The 25,442-nt window shown below is 44.5% G+C and carries 16 protein-coding genes; 14 read left to right on the forward strand and 2 right to left on the reverse strand.

The window, feature by feature from the left end:
- Window positions 1–331 precede the first annotated feature (331 nt).
- From K245_RS26600 to K245_RS24105, 3 genes are all read left to right on the forward strand, one after another.
- The gene (locus tag K245_RS26600; RefSeq protein WP_027359425.1) at window positions 332–1,447 is read left to right on the forward strand and encodes a 4Fe-4S dicluster domain-containing protein; all 1,116 of its coding nucleotides are present in this window, start codon (window positions 332–334) and stop codon (window positions 1,445–1,447) included.
- Window positions 1,448–1,696: 249 nt separating this feature from the next.
- Window positions 1,697–2,068 carry an ArsR/SmtB family transcription factor gene (locus tag K245_RS0111655; protein ID WP_027359426.1) on the forward strand — a complete coding sequence of 124 codons (372 nt, stop codon included), beginning with the start codon at window positions 1,697–1,699 and terminating at the stop codon, window positions 2,066–2,068.
- A gap of 9 nt (window positions 2,069–2,077) precedes the next feature.
- The gene (locus K245_RS24105) at window positions 2,078–4,582 is read left to right on the forward strand and encodes a heavy metal translocating P-type ATPase (RefSeq protein WP_198013882.1); all 2,505 of its coding nucleotides are present in this window, start codon (window positions 2,078–2,080) and stop codon (window positions 4,580–4,582) included.
- A gap of 656 nt (window positions 4,583–5,238) precedes the next feature.
- On the opposite strand, the gene K245_RS0111665 is transcribed toward K245_RS24105, so the two are convergent.
- Complete coding sequence (locus K245_RS0111665; RefSeq protein WP_027359427.1) at window positions 5,239–8,931, reverse strand: pyruvate carboxylase; 3,693 nt, start codon at window positions 8,929–8,931, stop codon at window positions 5,239–5,241.
- Window positions 8,932–9,141: 210 nt separating this feature from the next.
- Window positions 9,142–10,059 carry a biotin--[acetyl-CoA-carboxylase] ligase gene (locus K245_RS0111670; protein ID WP_027359428.1) on the reverse strand — a complete coding sequence of 306 codons (918 nt, stop codon included), beginning with the start codon at window positions 10,057–10,059 and terminating at the stop codon, window positions 9,142–9,144.
- 178 nt (window positions 10,060–10,237) lie between these two features.
- On the opposite strand from K245_RS0111670, the gene K245_RS24110 reads away from it, so the two are divergent.
- The 11 genes from K245_RS24110 to K245_RS24120 all read left to right on the forward strand — a co-directional run.
- Window positions 10,238–11,452 carry an efflux RND transporter periplasmic adaptor subunit gene (locus K245_RS24110; protein ID WP_051284059.1) on the forward strand — a complete coding sequence of 405 codons (1,215 nt, stop codon included), beginning with the start codon at window positions 10,238–10,240 and terminating at the stop codon, window positions 11,450–11,452.
- A 12-nt stretch (window positions 11,453–11,464) separates the two neighbouring features.
- Complete coding sequence (locus tag K245_RS0111680) at window positions 11,465–14,587, forward strand: efflux RND transporter permease subunit (protein ID WP_027359429.1); 3,123 nt, start codon at window positions 11,465–11,467, stop codon at window positions 14,585–14,587.
- Window positions 14,588–14,606: 19 nt separating this feature from the next.
- The gene (locus K245_RS24115; RefSeq protein ID WP_051284060.1) at window positions 14,607–15,986 is read left to right on the forward strand and encodes a TolC family protein; all 1,380 of its coding nucleotides are present in this window, start codon (window positions 14,607–14,609) and stop codon (window positions 15,984–15,986) included.
- Window positions 15,987–16,780: 794 nt separating this feature from the next.
- Window positions 16,781–17,551 carry a class I SAM-dependent methyltransferase gene (locus tag K245_RS0111690; RefSeq protein WP_027359430.1) on the forward strand — a complete coding sequence of 257 codons (771 nt, stop codon included), beginning with the start codon at window positions 16,781–16,783 and terminating at the stop codon, window positions 17,549–17,551.
- A 1-nt stretch (window position 17,552) separates the two neighbouring features.
- Entirely contained in the window at window positions 17,553–18,911 is a 1,359-nt protein-coding gene (gene xseA, locus K245_RS0111695; protein WP_051284061.1) for an exodeoxyribonuclease VII large subunit, read from the forward strand.
- Window positions 18,911–19,147, forward strand: a complete 237-nt coding sequence (locus K245_RS0111700; protein ID WP_027359432.1) for an exodeoxyribonuclease VII small subunit — start codon at window positions 18,911–18,913, stop codon at window positions 19,145–19,147. The genes xseA and K245_RS0111700 overlap by 1 nt, the downstream gene beginning before the upstream one ends.
- Before the next feature lie 94 nt (window positions 19,148–19,241).
- Window positions 19,242–20,117, forward strand: coding sequence for a polyprenyl synthetase family protein (locus K245_RS0111705; RefSeq protein ID WP_035277057.1), 876 nt, complete (start codon window positions 19,242–19,244; stop codon window positions 20,115–20,117).
- 4 nt (window positions 20,118–20,121) lie between these two features.
- Window positions 20,122–21,996, forward strand: coding sequence for a 1-deoxy-D-xylulose-5-phosphate synthase (gene dxs / locus K245_RS0111710; protein WP_027359434.1), 1,875 nt, complete (start codon window positions 20,122–20,124; stop codon window positions 21,994–21,996).
- Window positions 21,993–22,736, forward strand: coding sequence for a TlyA family RNA methyltransferase (locus K245_RS0111715; protein ID WP_027359435.1), 744 nt, complete (start codon window positions 21,993–21,995; stop codon window positions 22,734–22,736). The genes dxs and K245_RS0111715 overlap by 4 nt, the downstream gene beginning before the upstream one ends.
- A 77-nt stretch (window positions 22,737–22,813) precedes the next feature.
- Window positions 22,814–24,898 (forward strand): elongation factor G, encoded by a 2,085-nt coding sequence (gene fusA, locus K245_RS0111720; RefSeq protein WP_027359436.1) that lies wholly within the window; start codon window positions 22,814–22,816, stop codon window positions 24,896–24,898.
- A gap of 386 nt (window positions 24,899–25,284) precedes the next feature.
- A partial coding sequence (locus K245_RS24120; RefSeq protein WP_035277058.1) for a helix-turn-helix domain-containing protein occupies window positions 25,285–25,442 on the forward strand: 158 nt, incomplete at its 3' end.

Here is a 25,442-nt window from a genome sequence, read left to right on the forward strand (position 1 = left end):
TCGGATTAGGACGTCCTTTGTCCGTAATCCGACATTAATCCGAATGCCTCCTTAGGGTCGCTTTTTTGGAAAAAACTCCGCAAAAAACTTTATGGTTTTTTGATTTTAGAAGTCTTTTTTTGATCATTAATGAAAGATGTTCAGCGTCTAAATGCTGATGGAGTCGCAAAAAGTCTAAAAATGGCTTTAGCGTCATGCCGGACTTGATCCGGCATCTTTGTAATTTCAGCCACTTCTGGATTTCGGCCTGCGCCGGAATGACGGTAATCGGACTTTTTGCGGCCTTGTCAAATGATGAATAGTTAATTTTTTCATATCAAAAGGTTTTTTTATGACTGATACATTATACCGCAAGCTTCAGGAGCACCTGGACAGACTTCCTATAGGATTCCCTGCAACGCCAAGCGGAGCAGATATTGATGTTCTCAGGATCATGTATGAACCATATGAAGCTGAAATAGCGCTCAACCTTACACCAGAGCCGGTTACGGCAGAAATTCTGGCCGGAAAAATGTATACGGCCAAGGATGAGCTTTTTGAGAGCCTCGAGAACATGGCAAAACGAGGACTACTTATGCGTATCAGGATCGAAGGCGTTCCCCGGTATGCACTTGTTCCTTACATAGTCGGCTCATATGAATTTCAGCTTAACAGGATCACAAGAGATTATAACAGAGCACATAACAGACTCATGGCCGAATCAATGGGAATGGAGGTTTTTTCAGGAAAGACCTCCCAGTTCAGAATTCTGCCTGTTGAAAGAAGTCTTGAAGGGAATCAGGCTGTTCTTCCGCATGAAACAATTCGTGAATATATTAAAAATGCAAAAAAAATTGCGGCAGTGGATTGTTTGTGCAGATTAAAAGCCGAAAAAATGGGCAAAGGATGCGGCCATCCCCTGAGAGTCTGCCTCAGCCTCAACGAATTTGCTGACTATTATCTTGAAGCAGATATGCCAGCAGAAGAAATATCTTCCGAAAAAGCACTTCAGATTTTAGACGAATGTGAAAAGCTCGGACTTGTGGCGCACACTCAAAATGCCGGCGACGACATATATTATATTTGTAACTGCTGCAAGTGCGGATGCGGAATCATGGGAGCCGTAAACATGTTCGGTCTTCACAGCCAGATTTCAAGTTCAACTTACGTGGCAAAAACGGATAAAAGACTCTGCACTGGCTGCCAGACATGCCTTGACAGATGCATATTCAGCGCAAGATCAATTGAAAACGGCGTGGCAAAAGTGAAAAAATCAAAATGCCTTGGCTGCGGGCTCTGCAAAACAACCTGTCCTTCGGGTGCCATTACAATGGAAAAAAGAGAAGAAAGCCGCCTTCCTGATGTTCCGGCTGATGTCCAGGAAATGTATGACAGAATTCAGATAGATAAAGGCAAACCCGTAAGAATACTATCCCTTAAAACCATCAAGGAAGGCTTAAAAAGCTGAATCTGGAACAGATCAATTCTTGATGGTCTCGCAAAAAGTCAAAAAATGGCTTTAACGTCATGCCGGACTTGATCCGGCATCCATTATTTTCAAATACTGCTGGATTCCGGCTCCCGGTTTTCACAGGGTCAAGCCCCGCCGGAATGACGGAAATCCTTTTTTTTTGCGAGTCCAGTCCAATTAAGCTTATTGACATTTGGCAGAATAATATCTAACATATGAACAAATGATCATATATAAAGGAATCTTATGAAACAGATCAGGTGTGAAACAGATATTTGCGAGCAACTATGCGAACATCCCAATAATATTTGTCTTGCAAAAGCTGAAATGCTGTCCGAGGAAGAGCTCCAGCGCATAGCAGAAATATTTAAAATACTCGGGGACGCCACACGCATTAAAATATTACATGCTCTTTCAAGACAGGAATTATGTGTCTGCGATATTTCTGCGGTTATTGGCATGGCGCAGTCAGCAGTATCCCATCAATTACGTCTTTTGCGAAGTTTACGTCTGGTCAAATATCGCAAGGAAGGCAAGATGGCGTGGTATTCTCTTGATGACAGTCATATTTTTTTGCTCCTGACCCAGGGTATTGAACATATTAAAAACAAACATTAGGTGATGGCTGTGAATATAAAGACTATAAAAAAGCAGGGTTGCCATGACAAACGCAATGCCTGTTCAACAGAAAATGAAGACAGACCCTCCTCATCAAACTGCGGAGCAGCAGGAGCATGCTGCTGCCAGGATCATGAAACCATGTCTGGCAGAGACAACAATACCTTTAGCGCATTTTATTTAGAGGGTCTGGACTGCGCCGATTGTGCTGCCAGCCTGGAAAATGCCATTAACAGGATAAAAGGCGTAAGCGCAAAAATAAATTTTTCATCAGCAAAACTGAAGGCAACCTATGACAAATCAATAACAGGGCCTAAAGAAATAATAAAAGTAATAGCCGGATTTGGATATAAGGCGACACTTGAAAAAAAAACCGACGAAGAGCCAGTTTTTCTAAGAACTGTTTTCCGCCTCTCTGGTCTGGACTGCGCTGACTGTGCAGCCAAGCTGGAAAAAAGGATAAGCGCCATGCCTGGAGTGGTTGCAGCGACGGTTAACTTCGGCGCAGGCAAGATGACGGTAGAGCATTCCATTAACGATTCAGACATCAGGCAGGAAATTAAGCATGCTGGTTATGACGCTGAGCAGGAAAAAACCGACGGATTGCCTGATAATAATCACAGATGGTGGATAAATGCAAAAACCCAGGCAACCATTGTTTCTGGTATTTTGCTGGCAATCGCCGTCATTTTGAATTGGGCCGGGGTAAATGGCCATATTACGATATCCTTATACATCCTGACCGCAATCATAGGCGGATACCACGCGGCAAAGAACGGTTTTTACGGACTAAAATTTTTGTCGCTCGATATGAACGTCCTTATGACCATAGCTATTATTGGCGCAATGGCCATAGGCGAGTGGAGCGAGGGGGCAGTAGTAGCATTCCTCTTTTCTTTAGGCAATGCCTTGCAGACATACACAATGGACAAAACCCGTCACTCCATCCGGTTGCTGATGGAACTTGCACCTCCTGATGCTCTTGTACGGAAATACGGAACCGAACGACGCATGCCAGTTAAAGACATAGCAAAAGGAGATATAATAATTGTCAAGCCAGGAGAGCGAATCGCCATGGATGGACTTGTTCATTCAGGATCATCATCAGTAAACCAGTCCACGATTACAGGAGAATCTATTCCTGTGGAAAAGACAGAGGGCGATATAGTTTACGCAGGGACTGTAAATGAAAACGGATCTCTTGAAATTGAAGTAACCAGAATTGCATCAGATTCTACCCTGACAAAAATAATGCATCTTGTTGAGGAAGCCCAGGCTCAAAGAGCTCCTTCCCAGCAGTTTGTTGATAAATTTGCAAAATATTACACCCCGGCAGTTATTCTGGCTGCCGCCGGAGTCATGATTCTGCCCTGGCTTTTTTTTAAACAGCCATTTGATCCCTGGTTTTATAAGGGATTGGTGCTGCTTGTAATCTCCTGTCCATGCGCCCTGGTTATTTCAACACCTGTATCCATTGTTTCCGCCATAGGAAATGCCTCACGGCAGGGAGTTCTAATAAAGGGCGGTGCTTATCTGGAGCAAATGGGCGCAATACGAGCCATGGCGTTTGATAAAACAGGCACTTTAACCAAGGGACGCCCAAAGGTTACAGATGTAGTAATGTTGAATAACTATTCAGATACAGATTTTTTGAGTCTTGCAGCCTCCATTGAAAAATTTTCAGAACACCCTTTGGCCCAGGCAATCTTGAAAAAAGCTGAGGGTCTTGAACTTAGACAAATGACTAATTTTAAATCCCTTACAGGCAGAGGTGCTCAAGCTGATATAGACGGCCAAACTATATTTATAGGCAATACCAGGCTGTTTGAAGAAATAGGCCATGATCTGGCCCGATATGAAGCAACCTTGGCCAATTTTGAGCTTCAAGGCAAAACAGTTATGTTGGTGGGAACCAAGGATACGGTTTTTGGAATGATAGCAGCGGCTGATATCATGCGCGATAACAGCATCGAGGCAGTCAGAGCCCTTCGCACGGCAGGCATGAAACACATTTCCATGCTGACGGGTGATAACCCTCGTGTCGCCGGCGTAATTGCAGAAAAATTAGGTCTTGAAAAATTTTACAGTTCCCTGCTTCCGGAGGATAAGGTTGCGGCTGTAAAAAAAATAGCAGCGGAATATGGCAATGTCGCAATGGTGGGTGACGGAGTAAACGATGCGCCTGCGCTGGCATCTGCCACAGTAGGAATTGCCATGGGCATGACCGGATCAGATATGGCGCTGGAAACGGCAGATATCGCATTAATGGCTGATGACCTGCATAAATTGTCCTATGTGGTCAGATTAAGCCGCAAGACCGTTGCAGTCATAAAGCAGAATATCGGTTTTTCTGTTCTGGTTAAGTTTTTATTCATTGTACTAACCTTTCTCGGTACTGCAAACCTATGGCTGGCAGTGGCCGCTGATGCAGGTGCGTCCATCCTTGTGACATTAAACGGAATGAGATTGATGAAAAACCTAAGGCAGAGATCTCCCATCGGAAATAAGACATAGCCATACCAAGTTTTTGAAGGGTTTGGGGAGCTTTTTACAAGGCTCTGTTCCCGTCAAATGTGGAATATTTTATCACCCCAATAAATATACTTTTAATAAAAAAGCTGCCTTGTATGGTTAAATTGCCGTTTAAAAAGGCAAATTCGTAGGTCTGATTAGAGCGTTCTGTGATCGTAATCCGACATTGATCCGAATGCCTCCGGCGAGGCTTTATAACCCAATCGACCAAAGTCAGACGAAGCGTATTCGTTCGGCTGTTTTGAAGTTGATAGGGCGAGTGCCTCGAGCGGGTCGCTTTTTGGAAAAAGCTCCGAAAAAACTTTCAATTATATAAATACAGACAAGGTCGTAAAAAGTCAGATTACAGTCATTCCGGCGCAGGCCGGAATCCAGAAGTAACTGAAAATACAAAGATGCCAGATCAAGTCCGGCATGACACCGATGCCTTTTAAAGACTTTTTGCGAGTCCATCAAATAAAGGGCTGATATCATAAAAAACTTAGAGTTTTTGAGGGGTTTGGGGAACCTTTTTGTAAAAAGTTCCCCAAGAAAAAAATAAAAACAATTTGTTCTACATATTTCAACATTTAACTGGAACACAGCCTTTTGAAAACCTCAACTTAAGACTGTGCCCAATATATACGGTTCATACCCGTCTAAAATTTTTTCCCGCAGCTCGGGCAAAATGCAAAATCATCAGATGGAACAGGATTTGAACAGTCCGGGCATGTTTTTGGAATCGGCCCAAGCTCTACGATCAGCTCGCCTTCCTTTATCGGAACCATCTTCTTGTTCACCTGATAATCAGCAAATTTAAGAACACGCTTGACAATTCCATCTGTCTTTGCGTAAACGCCCTTTTCCTGCTTCATAATTGAAAGGTTGAAAACCTCATCACCTTCCCTGACAATATCGCCCTGTTTGACGTGCATGATCCAAAGATCACCGTTACTTGGAGCGGCGACATGGAATTTGTTATCCTTGTCGGCGTTTTCAAATGAACCAGTCCTGTCTGACTTTGGAGCCTGAACCTTGACACCATATTCAATGGCCTCGAAATCAAGAGAATAACGAACCATGCATATTCCGTCGTCTCCGGGTTCTGAAATGGAATGTATGACTATATGATGGGGTTTTTCATCGCTGTCTGTGAAATCCATTTCCTTGCCAAGTTCAAGGCCTTCGAACCACACGTCAAGCGGAAGCCTGTTGGCCTCGCCGAACTCCTCACGAAATTTTATTGTCTTTATGGCGTCAGCAGGATGATTCAGAAACATGAGAAATTCCTCATGAGTAGGTTCGCGTTCAAGAAGTTTTGCAAGAGCTTCTTTTTCTGCGTCAATATCCACATCCACAAGGTGAGTCAGAGGAGAATCTTCTGTTCGTGATTTTATGGCATCCTGATATCCGGCGCCAAAAGCACTCTCATAAACCCAGTCAGACGGAAATCCGAGGGGAAGCTTACCAAATTTACCCACAAGAAGATTTCTGAAAGCATCATTACTGTCTCTGTAAAGTTTCAGCCTCTTTTTTCTTATATCAGGAGATGTTGGCTCTCCTGGATTTTGAACAGCTTCATCAAGAATCTCAAGAAGCTCAAGAACCCCGTTTTCACCGTCACGTTTGTAGCTTCCTGTAATGGCAAGGAAAGCGGTATTCCATGTAATCTGGGAACCAGGTGTCACGTCATGGTAACGATTGATCTTTCTGGTGCCAGCAAGAAACTTAAGCATGTAAGGCAGAAGATGGATATATCCCTGCTTGAGTGCTCCTTCCTGGGAAGATGATGTCGCGCCGCCAGGCATTCCGTGCTCAACCACATCGTAATCTATGCCACGGAAATAAGGGGAAGTATATTTGTCATAATAAGGCATGATCTGCTTTAGAACAAAATTGCAGTCCCTTATCATGTCTTTATCAAGATAGTTCTGTTTTCCGAACTCGTCTTCTATATATGCCGCAGTTGAAAGAACTTCGCCCTGACCATACCATCTTACTGATGCGCCGATTGCGGTATCAACAATATGCGCGCCTGCTTCAACAGCTGCGCCCACAGCAGGCACGAAAAGACCGTCTGTATAATGACGATGATAATGAACCACAAGCTCAGGGTATTTCTTGCGGATTGTTCCTACAAGCGCCCTCATGAATTTCGGAGGACAGACACCGGCCATATCCTTGAGACCAAGGATGATAATCTTTGTGCACTTGTCCTTCGGGAATCCTGTAACGCTTGAAACAAGGGTGAGAATATCCTCAAGCACGCCCATATAATGATCGACGTCAAAACCTTTTGCCCAGGAAAGCGAGATGGCAGGCTCGAATATATTTCTCTTGTTATTAAGAACAACTTCGGCAAAAGGTCTCATGTTCTCAATATGATTAAGGAAATCGAAACACCTGATTACGTCGTATTCCTCACAAATAGCCTCGCCTGTAAGTCTCATCAGATTCTTTGGCTGGGGTTTGTAACCAAGAACGTTTGTGGATCTGATAAGAATCTGTTTCATAGTTTTAGGAGCAAACTGATTCCATTCCCTTGCTTCTTCAAAAGGATTGGTCATGTTTGCCATCATCGCGACGTGGAAATGAGCTCCTCCGCCATTTTCAAGGGAGAAGAAATTACAGTTGTCAAGATATGGCCCGATCAGCCTGTCTTCGGCGAGCCTGAAACGGTTGCCGCTGTTTGACTGGGTAATATCCCTTGTGGTCGTATCCATGAAATGAATACGCTCAGAGCTTCTGATGAATTCAAGACAAGCGTCTCTGTCATATCTTGGATAAATGCTGTCGGAACACTTCTTGGCATTTGTAATTGCCGGAAGAACCGGATTGACAGAGCCGAGACGTTTGTCATATCTGCCGCGGTATTCTCCAAGCTGAACATAGGAGTTAAATCCTTTGGCTGATATATCCGCAACAAGCCTTGAAAGCCTCAGGGCCTGAGGTTCCTTATCAGTGTATTCCATCAGTTCAGGAGTTTTTTCTATGAATCTTGTGTCATATTTTCCTGATCTGAACTCAGTATTTGTCATTATCTGACTGTGGAAAGGTATGGTTGTCTTGATTCCGCTGATGAAATACTCTTTAAGAGCACGCTGCATTATGCTGACAACCTTATCCCAGCTTCTTCCATAGGCAATAAGAAGCGAGGCGGCAGAGTCATAGTTAGACGGGAATTCATAACCTGCTGCAAGGCAGGAATCAATTCTGATTCCCTGGCCGCCAGGAGATCTGTATCTTGTTATAAGTCCTGTATTTGGAGAAAAACCTTTCTGGGGATCTTCACAGTTAATTCTAACCTGCATTGCCCAGTTAAAAGGTTTTACAGTTTCTTCGCTGAACCTGAGTTTTGATCCGAATGCTATCGCAATCTGCTCTTCAACGAGATCTATTCCGTAGCGGCACTCAGTGATTCCATGTTCAACCTGAAGCCTTGTGTTGGCTTCTATAAGATAAGGCGTTCCTTCATGGTCAACAAGGAATTCGACTGTAACAAGGGAATAATAGCCAGTCGCCTTTACAAGTCTGGTTGAATATTCCTTGAGCCGGCTCCTTAGCTCTTCTGTCATGCCTGGCCACGGTGAAGGAGTGATCTCAACGAGTTTCTGATGATTTCTCTGAACAGTACAGTCACGTTCATCAAAGGCAAAGCAGTTGCCGTACTGGTCTGCAATTACCTGAATTTCAACGTGGCGAACGGATTCAAGATATTTCTCCACAAATAGTTTTGGATTGCCGAATGAAGCAAGGGCCATTGCCGATGCCTTCATAAAGGAATCTTCAAGCTGTTCCCTGGTCTTTATAATATGGATACCCCTGCCGCCTCCGCCGCCTTCGGCCTTGAGCATGACAGGAAGCCCTATTTTTTCTATTTCAGCCCTGGCTTCAGCAATATCAACCGCTCCCTCAGAACCAGGAACGACAGGCACGCCAACTTTCTTGGCAAGATTTCTTACCTCTACCTTGTTGCCAAGCAGATGCATCATTTCAGCAGGAGGGCCAATGAATATTATTCCAGCTTCCTTGCATTTGGATGGAAAACTCATGTCTTCGGCAGCAAAACCCCAGCCAGGATGAATGGCGTGAACTTTTTTTGCCTTGGCCTCGCTGATTATCCGGTCTAAATCAAGATAAGCTCTTGGATCAGATCCCAGAAGTAAAAGCTCCTGGGCGCCGCCTATGGCTGGAGACGTCTTGTCTACATCCGTGGCCGTGACAACAGGAATAGCCCTGAGCTGCTCCTGGATGGAGCGGACAATTCTGCGGGCTGGTATGCCGCGGTTTACGACTAGTATACGTTTCCCTTTGATTTCTTCCAAAACCTGATCAAAACTTTTCTGTTCCATTTTTCCTCCGGATAACCGCTCCTGATACTGGCTGCAAACAAATGCAGATATACATCCACCTGCCCCCCACCTTAAAATCAAATAATTATTGATAAATAAGGATTTGCCGGACAGGCAACCAGACAGGTAATATGATCAATTTAAATACCTCTATAAAAGCGAGGCATTCTATATAATGGCATGTTTAACGTCAACACTAATAATAATGATTTACCTATTATTTACTCTGACCACTGTTCCTGAAAAAATCTCCTTTTCACGGCATGATTCGCCGACTCTAAGACCGCCGGTTGCACCTATTCCAAGTATCTCACCGTAGATCTCGCCTTCCGGTATATCCGAGACCCTTACAAGCTCTCCTTTCCATACAAGCATGCCGCTTGCAATCGATATAAACCCAGACAATCCTATAGAGTAAACAATCTCATAAGTTCTTTTTACAAGTGTATTCATGAAGTCAATCCATATTTTCAGGGGCCCGCCTGCGTTTTCAGGCAAAGAAACCATTCCTGCCGGAAAAGCAAAACCTTCGCGCATTTCCGATAGTGCGGGATTATCTTTTAGGTTAACTCCTATACCCACGATATACCCGGATTGTTTTTTCTCAACGAGGATGCCGGCAATTTTTTTACCCCCAAAAATTATATCGTTCGGCCATTTTAATCCGGGTTCTATCCCGTGTTTTCTAAAAAACTCAATCATAATGACTGAAACAATCATTGAGGCAAGGCTGGAAAAATCTTCATAAATATCCGGGAACTGAATTGCCGCATGAATGTTTCCTGGAGTTGACTCCCATTTTCTGCAGAATCTTCCCCTGCCCTTTGTCTGGGTCACCGAAATTACAGAACCCCAGTCCCTGACAAGTTCCTGTTTTTTTAACATGGGAATCAGATCCATGACAGAAGAGCATTTTTCAAAAACAAAAACAGGATAAAGTGACTCACAATACTGCGCGGAAAAATATTCAAAGGAAAGATCTTTTGAATCAAATTTATTTAATGTCCAGGGCTCAAGGTCGAGGATATCTTTTTTCCAGTTTTCAGGACATTCAGTGAAGGGGAATCCTGAATTTAAAGTATTTATTCCGAAGATCCCTTCTTTGGGAATAATAATTCCGGTAATCATCCGGCAATACCTCCAGTAAGCATTCAATTCAGTAGATATCGCACAGTATAATCAAATTTACAAACACACAATAAAACACTTGATTCAAACAAGTGTTTAAAATATACCATAAGTGGTAATACCTACCCCCGCACAATCGAATTTGACAAAAATTATAAATGAAAGCTGGAGGATTTCCGTGAAAAAATGGATCATTGTTTCTGGCGCCGCACTTCTTTTATTTGCCGCAATCGGTGTCAAGTATATGGCAAAACAGAAAAACTCCGAGGAAAAAGCAGGCGACTCGTCAGATTTAGTTGCTGTTGACACAGCAAAACCTGAAAAAAAGGATCTCCAGCGTTTTGTCGAGGTTTACGGAAGTCTCGCACCCAAAACATCTACTGAAGTAAAAAGCGAGATACCCGGGAGAGTCGCTGAAATACGTGTCAAGGAATGGGACAGCGTTACTCCTCAAGACATCCTTCTTGAACTCGACCCCACAGATTTTAAGGTTGAGCTTAACAGAAACGAGGCAGGACTCCAGATGGCAAAAGCCCAGCATCTCGAAGCAAAGGCAGGTCTTAACAGGGCCATGCGAGAATGGGAAAGGACAATGAAGCTTAAAGAAGCCGGCCTTGTAACAGGTCAGGAAGTTGACGAAAGAAAGTCCGAACTTGAATCAGCAGAAGCAAGGGCAAACCTTGCAGAAGCCCAGATTGGCCAGGCCCAGGCCATGGTAGCTGAATCAAAAAGGAACATGTCCAAAACAAAGGTTTATGCTCCTATCACAGGGGCTGTTTCTGAAAGAAAAGTTGACAAAGGAGACTGGGTGGACAGGGGAGCACCGCTTTTTGCCGTGGTTGACAACAGAATTCTGGATTTAACGGCAAATGTTCCTGCCACAGAATTCCCAAAAGTCAGGGAAGGCCAGAATCTTGTATTTTCAGTTGATGGTCTGCCAGGCCAGACTTTCACAGGCAGTGTTAAGCGTCTTAATCCCCTTGTAAGCTCATCGGACAGATCAGGCAGAATTCAGGCAGAAGTAAGTAACGCAGAAGGCAAACTGAGGGGCGGAATTTTTGCCAGGGGCAAAATCGTAATTGAGGAAAAAAAACAGGCCCTCACTGTTCCAAAAAATGCCCTTCTTTCTTTTAATATTGAAAAAGGAACGGCCTCTGTCTTTGTTATTAAAAGCCCTGATACGGCTGTTCTTAAAAATGTCGCGACCGGTCTTGCCACAGAAGAAACAATAGAAATCACCTCAGGAATTAATGATAATGACGACATTGTTATAAGGGGGGGCTTTAATCTTAAGGACGGAACAAAAGTGACTGTTACAAACAGCAGACAGCAGGCAGAACCCGCAGCAGCAGACAAAGCCGGCAAAGGCAACTCAACCCAGGAAAAAAAATAACAGGCCAAAATCATGCTTATTACCGAAGTCTCAATAAAACGCCCTGTGTTTGCCACAGTTATGATGCTGACCCTTCTGGTTCTCGGCATGTTTTCCTACAGCAAGCTCAGTACGGATCTTTATCCAAATGTAGAATTCCCTGTACTAACAATAACAACTGTTTATGAAGGCGCTCCTCCTGAAACAGTTGAACGAGAGGTTACAAGAAAAATTGAAGAAGCGGTGAATCCTGTCCAGGGTGTAAAGCATATTTCATCTACGTCCCAGGAAGGCGTATCTTTCATTGTCGTGGAATTTACCTTAGAAACAAAGATAAACGACGCATCCCAGGACACAAGATCAAAAATAAACGCCATAAAGGGTGATCTGCCCAAGGAATGCGATGAATCCGTAATACAAAAAATGGACTCTGCATCAGCTCCGGTCATATCGGTTTCAGTGAAATCATCCAAGCTTGGGCCCAAAGAACTCACAACCCTTGTGGATAAAAGGATTAAGCGCAGACTCGAAAACTCGACCGGAGTCGGCAAGGTAAACCTCATCGGAGAGTCAATGAGAGAGGTCAATATCTGGCTTGACCCTGTCCGCCTCGAATCCTTGGGGCTTGGAGTGAATGAGGTGATCCAGGGACTCAGACAGGAAAACGTCGACACCCCTCTTGGAAGGCTAAACAGAAGCGGTTATGAATTCCCTGTAAGGGTTTCCGGAAAACCGTCCGAAGTCTCGGGCTATCCGGACATGATTGTGGCATGGCGTGAAGGCAGACCAATAAGACTCAAGGAAATCGCGTCCATAAAAGACGGAATCAAGGAACCAAGATCGCTCGCCCTTTTAAACGGAGTTCCGGCCATATCCCTTGACATACTGAAGCAGTCAGGAGCCAATACTGTTGATGTGGCCGAAGGGATCAAAAAGATTGTTTCCACACTTTCAAAAGAGCTGCCCGAAGGCGTTGAGATCGAAATCATAAGGGATATGTCGGTCTTTATCCTGGAATCTGTTGAGGATGTTCAGGTGACCATGATTCTTGGAGGTATCCTGACCGTTCTGATTGTTTTCTGCTTTCTTATTTCATGGCGATCCACGGTCATTACAGGCATAACCCTTCCAATAAGCGTAATCAGCTCCTTCATAATAATGCAGGCCCTCGGATTTACCCTGAATACACTTACGTTAATGGGACTTTCGCTTGCCATCGGGCTCCTCATAGATGACGCGATTGTTGTCCGGGAAAACATAGTGCGCCATCTCCAGATGGGGAAGGATCACGTAGCTGCCTCCCTTGACGGAACAAAGGAAATCGGCCTTGCGGTTCTTGCAACAACTTTGAGCATCATGGCTGTTTTTGTTCCGGTAGCTTTCATGAAGGGGATCATAGGAAGATTTTTCTACCAGTTCGGCATAACAGTTGCTTTTGCGGTTGCGATCTCGCTTTTTGTTTCCTTCACCATGGACCCCATGCTTTCTTCAAAATGGCATGACCCTGATGCAGGAAAAGAGCATGATCCGGATCATCAGAAAAACTTCATTTTCAGAATGCTGGCTTTGTTCAATATCTTTTTCGAAGATGTGGCAGACAGATATACAATAACAATCTCATGGGCGCTGGATCATAAAAAGACAGTCATCGCCATGGGAGCAGGCGCATTCATATTCGCCATTCTCATGGCTCCTTTCGTAGGCAGTGCTTTCTTCACCGAATACGATCAGGGTGAAATGCAGATCAATTTTGAGGCATCGCCCGATGCCGGCCTTGATGAAACAAGGAGCAGGGCTGAAGAAATCCTTAAAGTCGTGCACGGAACACCAGGCGTGAAACTGAGTTATGCCACGATCGGCGCAGGAGACAATGGAACTGTGCGCGAGGGCATTATCTACATAAAACTCAAGGATAAAAAGGAAAGAGAACACAGCCAGTCCGAACTGGTCGAGATAATGAGAAAAGGCGTACAGAAAATACCGGGTGTCACAACTAGCTTCATGGACCCGGGCAGTTTCCACGCCATGGCCCCAATAAATCTCAACCTCAAGGGAGACGATCTTGAGGGCTTAAAGATCCAGTCTGAAAAAATCAAAAAAGTTATGGGCGAAGTAAAAGGCGTGGTTGATATCAATTCCAGCCTTGACCAGGAAAAAAGCGAGGTCAAACTTTTTGTGGACAGAGCAAGAGCTGTCGATGTTGGTGTTTCAACAGGCCAGGTTGTGGAAACCCTTGCCCCTCTGATCGGAGGCATGAAGGTCAGCACTTACGAAGACAAGGATGGAGATGCCTATGACTTAAGGGTAAGGCTTTCAGATGAATACAGAATGAACCCTGCCCAGTTAGGAAAACTGACCCTTCTCTCTGTCCGGCCTGACGGCAGCAGGGTGCTTGTGCCTGTGGCGGATGTCGCAGAATTCAAAATGTCCATTTCACCTGCCAAAATCCAGAGGCTGGATCTAAGGCGCAGAATAACCCTGTCTGCGGACACGGCAGAAGGCATGGCTCTTGGCGATGCCATAAACGCCATAAAGGAAAAGGTTTCAAAGCTTGATCTGCCCTCGGAATATACGGTTTCATGGAGCGGAGAGGCAGAGGACATGGCCGAAACTTTCCAGTATATTTTCGAGGCACTCTTGCTTGCGATAATCCTGATCTACCTGATTCTTGCAGCCCAGTTCGAAAGCTTCGTGGCTCCCGTATCCATCATGATGTCCCTGCCGCTTTCCCTCGTAGGGGTCATCCTGACCCTTTATTTCACAGGAGACACCCTTAACATCATGTCCCTTATCGGGCTCATCATGCTCATGGGTCTTGTAACTAAAAACGCCATACTTCTTGTGGACTACGCCATAGTGCTCAGGAAAGAGGGCATGGACAGAAAAAGCTCGCTCATAAAAGCCGGAAGGACAAGGCTCAGACCAATCATAATGACAACGGCGGCCATGATCTTCGGCATGCTCCCGCTTGCCCTCGCTCTTGGGCCAGGAGCTGAAATGCGCGCACCCATGGCAAGGGCTGTAATTGGAGGGCTTGTAACGTCTACTCTCCTTACCTTGATAATGGTGCCTGTAGCATATTCGGTTCTTGATGACGCCACTGCCTTTATCATTAAACTGATTAAAGGCAATAAAGGCCACGATTTAACTCATTGAATTAAACATGGATAAAACAATGAAACATTTTTTAAGGATATCAGCTTTTGTCTTTGCCCTTTCGGCCACAATCGTGCCAAACGCTTCTGCCGGGCAGAAAAACCTCACAATGGAAGAATGCCTGAAGCTAACGCTTGATTACAGCAGGGATATTCTACTGGCCAGGGAAGGAATCAATATATCAGAAGGACGGTATATTGAAGAAAGGGCCTCGGCATTCCCTTATATAGGTACAGAGACAAGCATAAAGAGGTACAGGGACGAAGCCATAGAAAAAACAGGACTGCCACCGACATATTCAAAGATCCTTGGTATTCCAAGCCCGACGCTCGAACAGAGCGAGATGGAATCAAAACTGACTCTTGCCCAGCCTGTTTTTACATGGGGTCAGGTCAGTGCGGCCATAAATGCGGCAAAACACGACATGAAATCTTCCGAATTCAAGCTTCAGGAAGTCCGCCAGCTTGCGCTCCGGGAATCGGCAACCGTTTTTTATGCCCTGCTTCTCGGCATGGAGCTTGAAAAAACTGCAAAGGACAGCATAGCCCAGAAACAGCGCCATCTTAACGAGGCGGAACGCAAATTCAAAATGGAGGTGGCCACAGACTATGATGTTCTTTCCGCAAGGGTGGCCCTTACAAACGCCGAACCAGAGCTTACAAGGGTTCAAAACAGTATCAGACTGCTAAAAGACAGGGTCAGATATTTCACAGGCATGGAAGGAGATTTCGAAGCAAAAGGCACACTTGTCTGCGATATTGAAAAACCTGAAAATCTTGAAAAAATTCTCTCGGAAGCAAATGCTAACAGACCAGATATCAAATACTATATGAGTCAGGTTGACACCTTCAACGAGCTTGTCAAGGTGGCAAAAGGTTCTAACAAACCAAGACTCGACTTAAAGGGAGAACTTGGCATAAAAAAATATGTAGAACATGGAGAGGAATACCCAGGCAAAAACTGGAATGCTGGACTTTATCTCACTTTCCCCCTTTTTGACGGATTAAGAGGCAAAGGCCAGGTAATGCAGGCCGAAAGCAGGGTAACAAGCTACGAGGTTGAACTTAAAAAGCTTCAGGATCAGATTCTTCTTGATGCACGCCAGGCAATAAACGACGTGAATGAAGCTATTGAAATCGTAAAAAGTCTTGAAGCCACCACAGTGCAGGCAGAACGTCTCCTCCAGATGGCTGAAGCTGGTTATAAATATGGCGTAAAAACAAAACTGGAAGTAGATGATGCTGACTCCAATCTTCTTTCAGCAAGGATAAATCTGGCAAAGGCAAGACATGATTATCTTACTGCAAAAACAAAACTCAACTGGGTTAAAGGTCTTGACCTGAATGAATGCCTTGCCAATAACTGCAAGGCTATGAATGGAAAAAACGATAAACTGTAAATAAAAGGCTATCTTCCCGTTAAGTGTGGAATACTTTATTATTCCAATAAACAGCTGATAGTTTTAATAAAAAAGTGGCCTTGCATAATTGACAAGGCCGCAAAAAGGCCAATTTCAGTCATTCCGGCGCAGGCGGAATCCATAACTTAATGTGGCTCTGCCTGATTTTCAGTTAAGAAGTGCCTTTTATGGTTAATTTGCCATCAAAAAAGTGTGATGTGTAGGTCGGATTAGGACACCCTTTGTCCGTAAGCCGACGTTAAGCCGAGTGCCTCCGGCGAGGCTTTATAACCCAATAGACCAAAGTCAGACGAAGCGTATTCTTTCGGCTGTTTTGAAGTTGATAGGGGAGTGCCTCGAGCGGGTCGCTTTTTGTAAAAAGCTCCGCAAAGACTTTATGGTTTTGTTAGTAGGCAAAAAACTGATATTTTTAGAGTTTTAAAAATCTTAAGCCCATGAACTTTCAAATGTTACTGAGAATTGAGCATAACCACATAACTTAATGAAAATACAGGATGCAGGATCAAGTCCGGCATGACGCAGGTGCCTTTTTCTGACTTTTTGCTACTTTGCCATGATTAAATAGCCGTAAAAGCAGGCCAATTCGCAGGTCGGATTAGAGCTTGCTTTGCTCGTAATCCGACGTTTGAATTTTACATTTTAGAATACAGAATCATATTCCCTGACACGTCTGCCGCATCATAATTTAAAAAAATCTCTCGTCTTTACTTTTAAATTATATATTGATAGAAAACAAAATTCACTCGTCTCTACCTTAAAATAAGGAGATCACCATGGACTCTGCAACTGAAGCATCAAAGAACCTCCTTTTAGAAAAAACCGGGGCTGTAATCTCCGGCATAGGTCAGTCAATTATAAACAATTCCTTACGTTTTTATAAAAAAATTGAGAATTCGTCCATTGCCATAAAAGGGCTGATTCTTGAGAAAAAGCTTACCCTTTCAAATTCAATAAAAAATAAAAATAATGGAACATGGGAAGATAACGGCAAAAAATTAATGCTTTCCTTTTTAAGGAAGGGGAATGCCGGATCCCTGGTAATTTCTGTTGAAGCCGGAGTCATGGGGCTTCTTGCGATCAAGGCAGGAGGAGAAGTCCTCGAACTTGGATGTGGTGACGGTTTTGACGCTAAAAACTTTTTCAGTACCAAGGCATACCACATCACGGCAATAGATTCGAATCATGACGCACTTAAGCATGCGTCAGTCAATAATTGTGCGCCCAATATTACCTATAAGTACTGCGATTTTTCCACGGATATGACGGTCGGCATGTTTGACTCCATTGTATGGAACAGGGGGCCTGAAGAATTCAATAAAAATGTGGCCGAAAAAATAGTCTCGGGAGCAAAAATGAGGCTGAACGAAGATGGTATTCTGTCAGGATCGTCAAACATCCTCAAAAGCTCCGGTTGGCTAAACAGCCCGTCAGACCTTGAAAAGTTTCTCTGTGCCCATTTTAGCCATGTAAGAATCAAAGAAAGCGGCTGTTTTCCGGGAACCTGCTATTTTTATGCATCTGAAAAGGAACTGCGGCTGATTTAAGATGATTCACAGAGACGTACCTGGCGGACTGCCTACAAGAACTGTATTAACTGTCACAAACCTTACTTTAAGAATTAAGTCACTTCTTGAGGAAAGCTTCAGCTTTGTATGGGTTGAGGGGGAAATATCGAACCTCAGAATCCCGACATCCGGCCATTATTATTTCACTGTTAAAGACTCCAATGCCCAGATAGCCGCAGTCATGTTCAAAGGCCAGGTTAAATCCCTGAAATTTGCCCTGAAAGACGGCATTGCCATAACAGGACTCGGCAGAATAAGCGTGTATGAGCCAAGGGGCAGCTATCAGATAATTTTTGAATATTTAGAGCCAAAGGGAGCCGGATCCCTACAGCTTGCGTTTGAGCAGCTAAAAGAAAAACTTGCCGGAGAGGGGCTTTTTGATCAATCAAGGAAAAAGCCCCTGCCCTTTCTCCCTTCAAAAATCAGTGTAATAACTTCACCATCTGGCGCAGTAATAAGAGATATCATCACTGTATCAAAACGCAGATTCCCTTCTGTCCGCATTGAGGTAGTTCCTTCAACTGTTCAGGGCGATGCTGCCGTTCCCCAGCTTGTCTCGGCAATTGAGCTTGTAAATAAGATTGCTGACAGCGATATAATAATTATTGCAAGGGGCGGAGGATCGATAGAGGATCTTTCCGCGTTCAACTCGGAAGAACTTGCACGGGCTGTTGCTGCATCTGTTGCCCCTGTCATTTCAGCCGTAGGCCATGAGACTGATTTTACAATATGTGATTTTGTGGCTGACCTGAGGGCGCCAACTCCGTCTGCGGCAGCCGAGATAGCATTGCCTGACATCAGGGATCTTGAAAGACTTGGCTCAAATTACAGAAACAGGCTAATCAACTCCACACTGAGACAAATAGGATCTCACAGAACCCACTATAGGTCTCTCTGTAAAAGACTCGTTGATCCAAGAAAAAAAATCCAGGATCTCATACTCAGATGCGATGATCTCACAGCAAGACTGCACAGAGCCGGCCAGATATGCCTCGACAAAAGAAAATCAAAGATTGAAAATTTAAAAAACAGGCTCATGCTTGGAAAATTTGTTTCAGATATCAGATCTCTGAAGTATAGAAAAATCTTGCTTGCTGAAAGACTCAAGGCTTCGATAATGGGTATGGTAAAAAATAAAAAATCAGACGTGGCGAGACTTGGCGCAACCCTTGAAGCTCTCAGCCCTGTTGCTGTTCTTTCAAGGGGATACAGCATAACAAGAACAATGCCTGATAAAAAAATTATCCTGAAAGAGTCAGAGGTTATGCCTGGGCAGCTTGTTGAAACCATTCTGGCATCAGGTAGGATTGTATCAAAGGTGGAAGGAAAAGAGGAATAATGACCAAAAAGAATTTTGAGCAATCCATGAAGGATCTGGAAAAAATAGTTGAAGAACTTGAAAGCGGAGAGATCCCGCTCGAAAAAGCCCTGAAAAAATTTGAAGACGGGATAAAGCTTTCGAACTTCTGTGCAAAGACACTCGACGAGACAGAAGCAAAAATCACAATGCTGATCCGAACACCTGAAGGTGAAATAACAGAAGAGCCTTTTACTGGTGCTGAAGATGAATCCTGACAACTTCATTTCAGCGTTCAAATGATAGAAAAATACTCGTTGAAAGACTATCTTAAGCGCTGGATATACAAAACGGGCCTTTCCGGGAATACCGATGTTTGATCTTAAAAAATACCTCGAAGAAAAACGGGTCTTAATTGAATCAAGGCTTGAAGAATGCCTTGACAGCCATGATGGCAGGAGAATAACCGCAGCAATGCATCATTCCCTCATGGCCGGAGGAAAAAGGCTCAGGCCTGTGCTATGCCTCGCTGCTATGGAGACCTTGGGATGTGAGCCGTTAAAAGGAACAGGCGTTGCCTGCGCCCTTGAAATGATACATACCTATTCCCTTATTCATGATGATCTTCCTGCCATGGACAATGATGATCTGAGACGGGGAATCCCAACCTGCCACAAGGCTTTTGACGAAGCCACAGCAATTCTCGCCGGAGACGCGCTTCTTACCTCGTCTTTTGAAATACTGGCTGACAGTCTAAAGGGTATACCAGAAGCCCTCGAAATCATAAGTCTTGTTGCAAGGGCTGCTGGCCACAGGGGAATGATAGAAGGCCAGATGAAAGACATAATGTCCGAAGGCAAAAAAATAACCAAAGAAGAGCTTGAACAGCTCCACATGAGCAAGACAGGAGCACTCATAGAAGCTTCTGTGCTGTCAGGAGCTATGATTGCCGGAGCGGATAAAAAGGCCCTTGATGGACTCGGAAAATATTCGAAACTCATAGGGCTTGCATTCCAGGTGGCTGATGACATATTGAATATTGAAGGCGATCCGGCCTTGATGGGCAAGGCCAAAGGAAGTGACGAAGAGCTTGAAAAAGCGACCTTCCCTTCCCTGATCGGACTTAAAGAGTCAAAAATATACGCTGAAGAGCTCATTGACTCAGCAATCAATGCTCTTTCAGTTTTTGACCAAAAGGCTGAGCCTCTGAGGGCCATAGCCAGATATATAATTGAACGTAAGAGATGATTGTATCAAAATGCTCAAAAATATAAAAACACCACAGGATCTTAAAAAATGCCCGAAAACAGGCCTTCCTGAAATTGCGGCGGAAATAAGACAGGAAATAATAAAAACCGTATCTTCAAACGGAGGCCATCTGGCTTCCAGCCTTGGTGCTGTGGAGCTTGCCATTGCCATACATTATGTATTCGACGCACCCAGGGACAAGGTAATATGGGACGTAGGTCATCAGGCCTATGCCCATAAACTGCTGACTGGAAGACTGGACCAGTTTCCCACAATAAGAAAATCAGGCGGACTATCAGGGTTCACAAAAAAAGCTGAGAGCCCTTACGATGCTTTTACGACCGGCCACAGCAGCACGTCCATTTCCGCCGGGCTTGGCATGTCGTGCGCAAAGCATATAAAAAAAGACAAATCCAAGGTCATATGCGTTATCGGAGACGGTTCCATGACCGCAGGCCTTGCCTATGAAGGACTAAATCAGGCCGGCGATTCAGGCAGGGATCTTATAGTCATTCTAAATGACAATGACATGTCGATTTCAGAAAACGTGGGTGCTCTGTCATCTTTTTTAAGCAGGACATTCACCCAGAAACGCCTTCTTGAATTCAGAAAAACATTCGGGGAATTTCTGAAAGCTCTCCCGGGCATCGGAGACGATATTTACCAGATTGCCAAGAGGAGCGAGGAATCTTTCAAGACCTTTGTAACGCCAGGGATGCTCTTTGAGGCCTTTAATTTCGAATATTTCGGCCCGATTGACGGACATCGGCTCAACCATCTGATCGATATTTTAGAAAATATCAAGGAAGTAAACGAACCTGTTCTTCTTCATATCATAACCAGAAAAGGCAAGGGCTATGAACCGGCAGAATCAAATCCGACTTTTTTCCACGGAGTGTCTGCCTTTGACATAGACAGCGGTGAAACAGCTTCTTCAGACCAAGGCCCGCCTACTTATACCCAGGTTTTTGGCGAAAAAATGATCAGCCTTGCCGAAGGAAACCAGAAAATTGTGGCTGTTACTGCTGCCATGCCAGAAGGAACAGGTCTTTCCGACTTTGCCAGAAGATTCCCTGACAGATTCTTTGATGTGGGAATTGCGGAACAGCACGGAGTGACTTTTGCCGCAGGTCTGGCATCAGAAGGCTTAAGGCCTGTTGTGGCGATTTATTCTACATTTCTCCAGCGTGCCTATGACCAGATCATCCATGATGTCTGTATAGACAACTATCCTGTGGTCTTTGCCATTGACAGGGGCGGAGTTGTCGGAGAAGATGGCCCAACTCATCATGGGCTGTTCGATTTTTCTTATCTGCGTTCCATGCCAAACCTCACAGTGCTGGCGCCTAAAGACGAGCATGAATTTTCAGCTATGCTTGAAACGGCTGTAAACCATGAAGGCCCCGTTGCCATAAGGTATCCTAGGGGAAAAGTCACAGGAACACAGACCAGCTCTCAATTCCAACCGATTCAAATCGGCAAGGCGGAAATTCTCAGGGAAGGGTCTGACATCCTGATTCTTGCGATTGGCCAGCCAGTTTCCGAGGCGATTTCAGCTGCTGAAATTCTGGCTGGAAAGAATATTTCGGCATGCGTGGTTAATGCAAGGTCTGTGAAACCACTTGACACAGATCTCATTTGTGAACTTGCAGCAAAAACGCCCAGAATCATCACCATCGAGGATCATGTCAGAATGGGCGGGTTCGGAAGCGCAGTGCTCGAATGCCTTGCTGACAATGGCATTACAGGCATCACAATCGAACGCATCGGATATCCGGACAGATTCATTGAACATGGCAGCCAGATGGAACTCAGGCAGAAATACGGCATATCTGCCAACGGCATAGTCGACGCCTCGCTAAGGCTGCTGAACAGATGAAACCAATCAAGGAGAGGCTTGACATAATTCTGTTTGAAAGAGGACTTTCCCAAAGCAGACAGAGGGCGCAGGCCATAATCATGTCTGGAAGAGTTCTTGTCGATAATGAGCCTGTTGACAAACCCGGCACAAAAGTGATGAAAGATTCGGAAATCAGAATCAAAGGCGACGATGACTGCCCTTTTGTAAGCAGGGGCGGCCTTAAAATCCAGCATGCCATTGACACCTTCGGAATGGATGTAACAGGACTTGTATGCATGGATATTGGCGCATCTACAGGAGGTTTCACTGATTGTCTTATTCAAAGAGGCGCAAAAAAAGTTTTTGCTGTTGATGTTGGATATGGCCAGCTCGCCTGGAAACTGAGACAGGATGAAAGGGTCATTTCAATAGAAAGAACAAACATAAGACATATGCCGCTTGAGATCATCGGCGAACCAGTCGATCTTGCAGCAATAGATACGTCGTTCATCTCCCTCAGAATTGTTTTACCTGCTGTATTGAAGTTTCTTAAAAAACATGCAATTATACTGGCTCTGATCAAACCTCAGTTCGAGGTAGGAAAAGAGAACGTCGGTAAAGGCGGAGTCGTAAGAGATTCTGCCCTGCATGATGAAGTTGTATCTGATTTAACCAGTTTTTTCAGCGAGACAGGCCTTGAAGTAAAAGGGATTACCTCATCTCCCATATTAGGGCCTAAAGGTAATAAGGAGTTTCTGATTTTGTTGGGATATCATTAAAATGTCACATAAAGATGGCAAAGTCTCACGCCACAGCCTGATATACAATCAAATACAGGAAGGAGAGCAGTCTTATTATGAAGGACATGGTGGAAAAGATAAGAAACATCGCGATCGTTGCCCATGGCGGGGCTGGTAAAACCTCACTGGCAGAAGCCATGCTTTTTAATGCCGGAGTAACAAAAAGACTCGGTAGAGTCGACGACGGCAGCTCGACACTTGATTTCATGCCCGAAGAAATTGAACGCAAAGCAAGTCTGACATCCCACTTTTTCCAGATTGACTGGAACAAAAAACGTATCAGCGTAATAGACACACCAGGAGACCAGAATTTCTTCTCCTCTGCAAAAACCTGCATGCCAGCAGCGGACACGGCTCTTATAGTTATTGACGCTGTAGATAAAGTTAACTTGAGAACTGAAAAAGCGGCTGAATTCGCAGCTGAGTATGATCAACCAGTCGTATTTTTTGTCAACAAAATGGACAAAGAACGCGCCGACCTGGAATCTGTACTTGAAAATGCGGCAGAACTGCTCTCCCCTAAGCCCATAAAGACACAGATACCAATCGGAAAAGAAGACGGATTCAAAGGGATAATTGATCTTGTCACAGGACAGGCATTTACCTATGAGGGCGGGAAAAAAACAAAAACAGCCATACCCCAGGATCTTCAGGATCAATTCGAGACCGAGCGGTCAGAACTCATTGAAAACGTTGCTGAAGCAGATGACGCGCTTCTCGAAAAATACCTCGAAGGCGGCGAGCTTGCAGATGATGAAATAAAATCGGCCCTGAAGAAAGGGATAGCTAATAGAGTGTTTGCGCCTGTCCTCTGCGGGTCAGCCACCAAAAACATCGGCATAGATTTACTCTGTGACTTTGCGGCAGACTATATGCCGTCACCATCTGAAAGAGGGCCATGGAAAGCGACCGACGAAAAAGGTGAAGAAATCACCATTAATCCTGATCCAAACGGACCTTTCTCAGCCCTTGTTTTCCATACAATAGTCGACCCTTATGCAGGCCGTCTCTCGATTTTCAGGGTAGTCTCAGGAAACATGGTACCTGACGGCAAGTTCTACAACATGAAGAAAGATTCAAAAGAACGCTTTAACCAGCTTCTTGAAATATCAGGTAAGGAACAGAAGCAGATACAGCAGGCTGTTCCAGGATCAATATGCGCTGTCGCAAAACTTAAAGACACTGCAACCGGCGACACAATCTGCGATGAGGACAAAAAGGTCAAGTTCAAGGCTGCTGCACCTATGAAGCCCATTATTGCCCTTGCAATAGGTCCAAAATCAAAGGGTGATGAAGACAAGCTCTTCTCATCTCTTTCAAAAATTCTTGAGGAAGACGTTTCACTCTCCATAACGAGAAACACTGAAACCAAGCAAATGCTATTGGCTGGTATGGGAACTGTGCATATTGATACTGTCGTTGGCAGGCTCAAGAGCAGATACAATGTTGAAGTTGAAACAAGCACTCCAAAAGTTCCGTACCGTGAAACAATCAAGAAAAAAGTCCGTGTCCAGGGTAAGCACAAGAAACAGTCAGGCGGACATGGTCAGTACGGAGACTGCTGGATCGTCATGGAACCGATGCCAAAAGGCAGCGGATTCGAGTTTGTTGACGCAATTGTCGGCGGCTCTATACCTCGCCAGTTTATTCCTGCTGTTGAAAAAGGCGTTATTGAAGCGTCGGACAGAGGCGTTCTTGCAGGATGCAAATGCGTTGACTTCAAGGTGACTGTTGATGACGGTTCATTCCATGCAGTTGACTCATCTGAAATGGCATTCAAAGTAGCAGGTTCTCTTGCCTTTAAAAAAGCCGCCCAGGACGCAGGCCCTGTTCTTCTTGAACCGATTATGGAAATGTCCATCATCACATCAGACGAGTTTATGGGCGATATCATGGGCGATCTCAACTCAAGACGCGGCAGAGTCCTTGGCATGGACAGTGCCGGAAGAAAACAGATAATCAAGGCCCAGGTACCTCTTTCCGAAGTTCTAACCTACGCTAATCAGCTCCAGTCCATGACTGGCGGACGCGGTACATATGAAATGAAATTCACCCACTATGACGAAGTACCAGGTGACATAGCAGAAAGAATTCTTCCGAATCTCCGCAAGGAAAATAATTACAGCGGGCCAGAAGCATAATAAAAACTTGTTTTTGAAAACTTGAAAATAAAAGGGGGACTCATTCGAGTCTCCCTTTTTAATTTTATGGCTTTTGATTAGGATCCATCAATTTGATTTGAATGGCCTTATATGGCTGACAAGGTCGCAAAAAGTCCGGTTGCCGTCAAAAAACCCGATTCTTAGGGTGCTCAAGCTCTAAGGCTTGCTCACCAGATGCGTGTGCAGACGGGTCGCTTTTTGAAAAAAGCTTGGCAAAAACTTTTTTGATTACCATTTTTACTCCGCCATGCTTATCTTAAAGCAGGTTAAAGATTATCCAGATATGAGAGCTGGTCTGGAAAAATTGGACAGCCATTTAAGTGAAAATCTGCTTTATTAGAACATCAAAAAAAAGGAGCAGAAGAATGGCAAAAGGAATCAGAAGAAATCACGGACCAGCATTCAAGGCTAAAGTGGCGTTAGCGGCTTTGAAGGGAGACAAAACCCTCTCGGAATTATCCGATCAGTTTGGTGTGCATTCCAATCAGATATCAGCCTGGAAGAAAGAGCTTGAACAGAATGC

It is taken from the genome of Desulforegula conservatrix Mb1Pa, from assembly GCF_000426225.1.
In the GTDB taxonomy this organism is placed as follows: domain Bacteria; phylum Desulfobacterota; class Desulfobacteria; order Desulfobacterales; family Desulforegulaceae; genus Desulforegula; species Desulforegula conservatrix.

Excerpts from the sequence above, each read along its gene's own strand:
- K245_RS0111655 (WP_027359426.1), top strand. The coding sequence starts at position 1,697 with ATGAAACAGATCAGGTGTGAAACAGATATTTGCGAGCAACTATGCGAA.
- K245_RS0111670 (WP_027359428.1), bottom strand. The coding sequence starts at position 10,059 with ATGATTACCGGAATTATTATTCCCAAAGAAGGGATCTTCGGAATAAAT.
- fusA (WP_027359436.1), top strand. The coding sequence starts at position 22,814 with ATGAAGGACATGGTGGAAAAGATAAGAAACATCGCGATCGTTGCCCAT.
- K245_RS0111700 (WP_027359432.1), top strand. The coding sequence starts at position 18,911 with ATGACCAAAAAGAATTTTGAGCAATCCATGAAGGATCTGGAAAAAATA.
- K245_RS0111715 (WP_027359435.1), top strand. The coding sequence starts at position 21,993 with ATGAAACCAATCAAGGAGAGGCTTGACATAATTCTGTTTGAAAGAGGA.
- xseA (WP_051284061.1), top strand. The coding sequence starts at position 17,553 with ATGATTCACAGAGACGTACCTGGCGGACTGCCTACAAGAACTGTATTA.
- K245_RS0111665 (WP_027359427.1), bottom strand. The coding sequence starts at position 8,931 with ATGGAACAGAAAAGTTTTGATCAGGTTTTGGAAGAAATCAAAGGGAAA.
- K245_RS0111690 (WP_027359430.1), top strand. The coding sequence starts at position 16,781 with ATGGACTCTGCAACTGAAGCATCAAAGAACCTCCTTTTAGAAAAAACC.
- K245_RS0111680 (WP_027359429.1), top strand. The coding sequence starts at position 11,465 with ATGCTTATTACCGAAGTCTCAATAAAACGCCCTGTGTTTGCCACAGTT.
- K245_RS26600 (WP_027359425.1), top strand. The coding sequence starts at position 332 with ATGACTGATACATTATACCGCAAGCTTCAGGAGCACCTGGACAGACTT.
- K245_RS24115 (WP_051284060.1), top strand. The coding sequence starts at position 14,607 with ATGAAACATTTTTTAAGGATATCAGCTTTTGTCTTTGCCCTTTCGGCC.
- K245_RS0111705 (WP_035277057.1), top strand. The coding sequence starts at position 19,242 with ATGTTTGATCTTAAAAAATACCTCGAAGAAAAACGGGTCTTAATTGAA.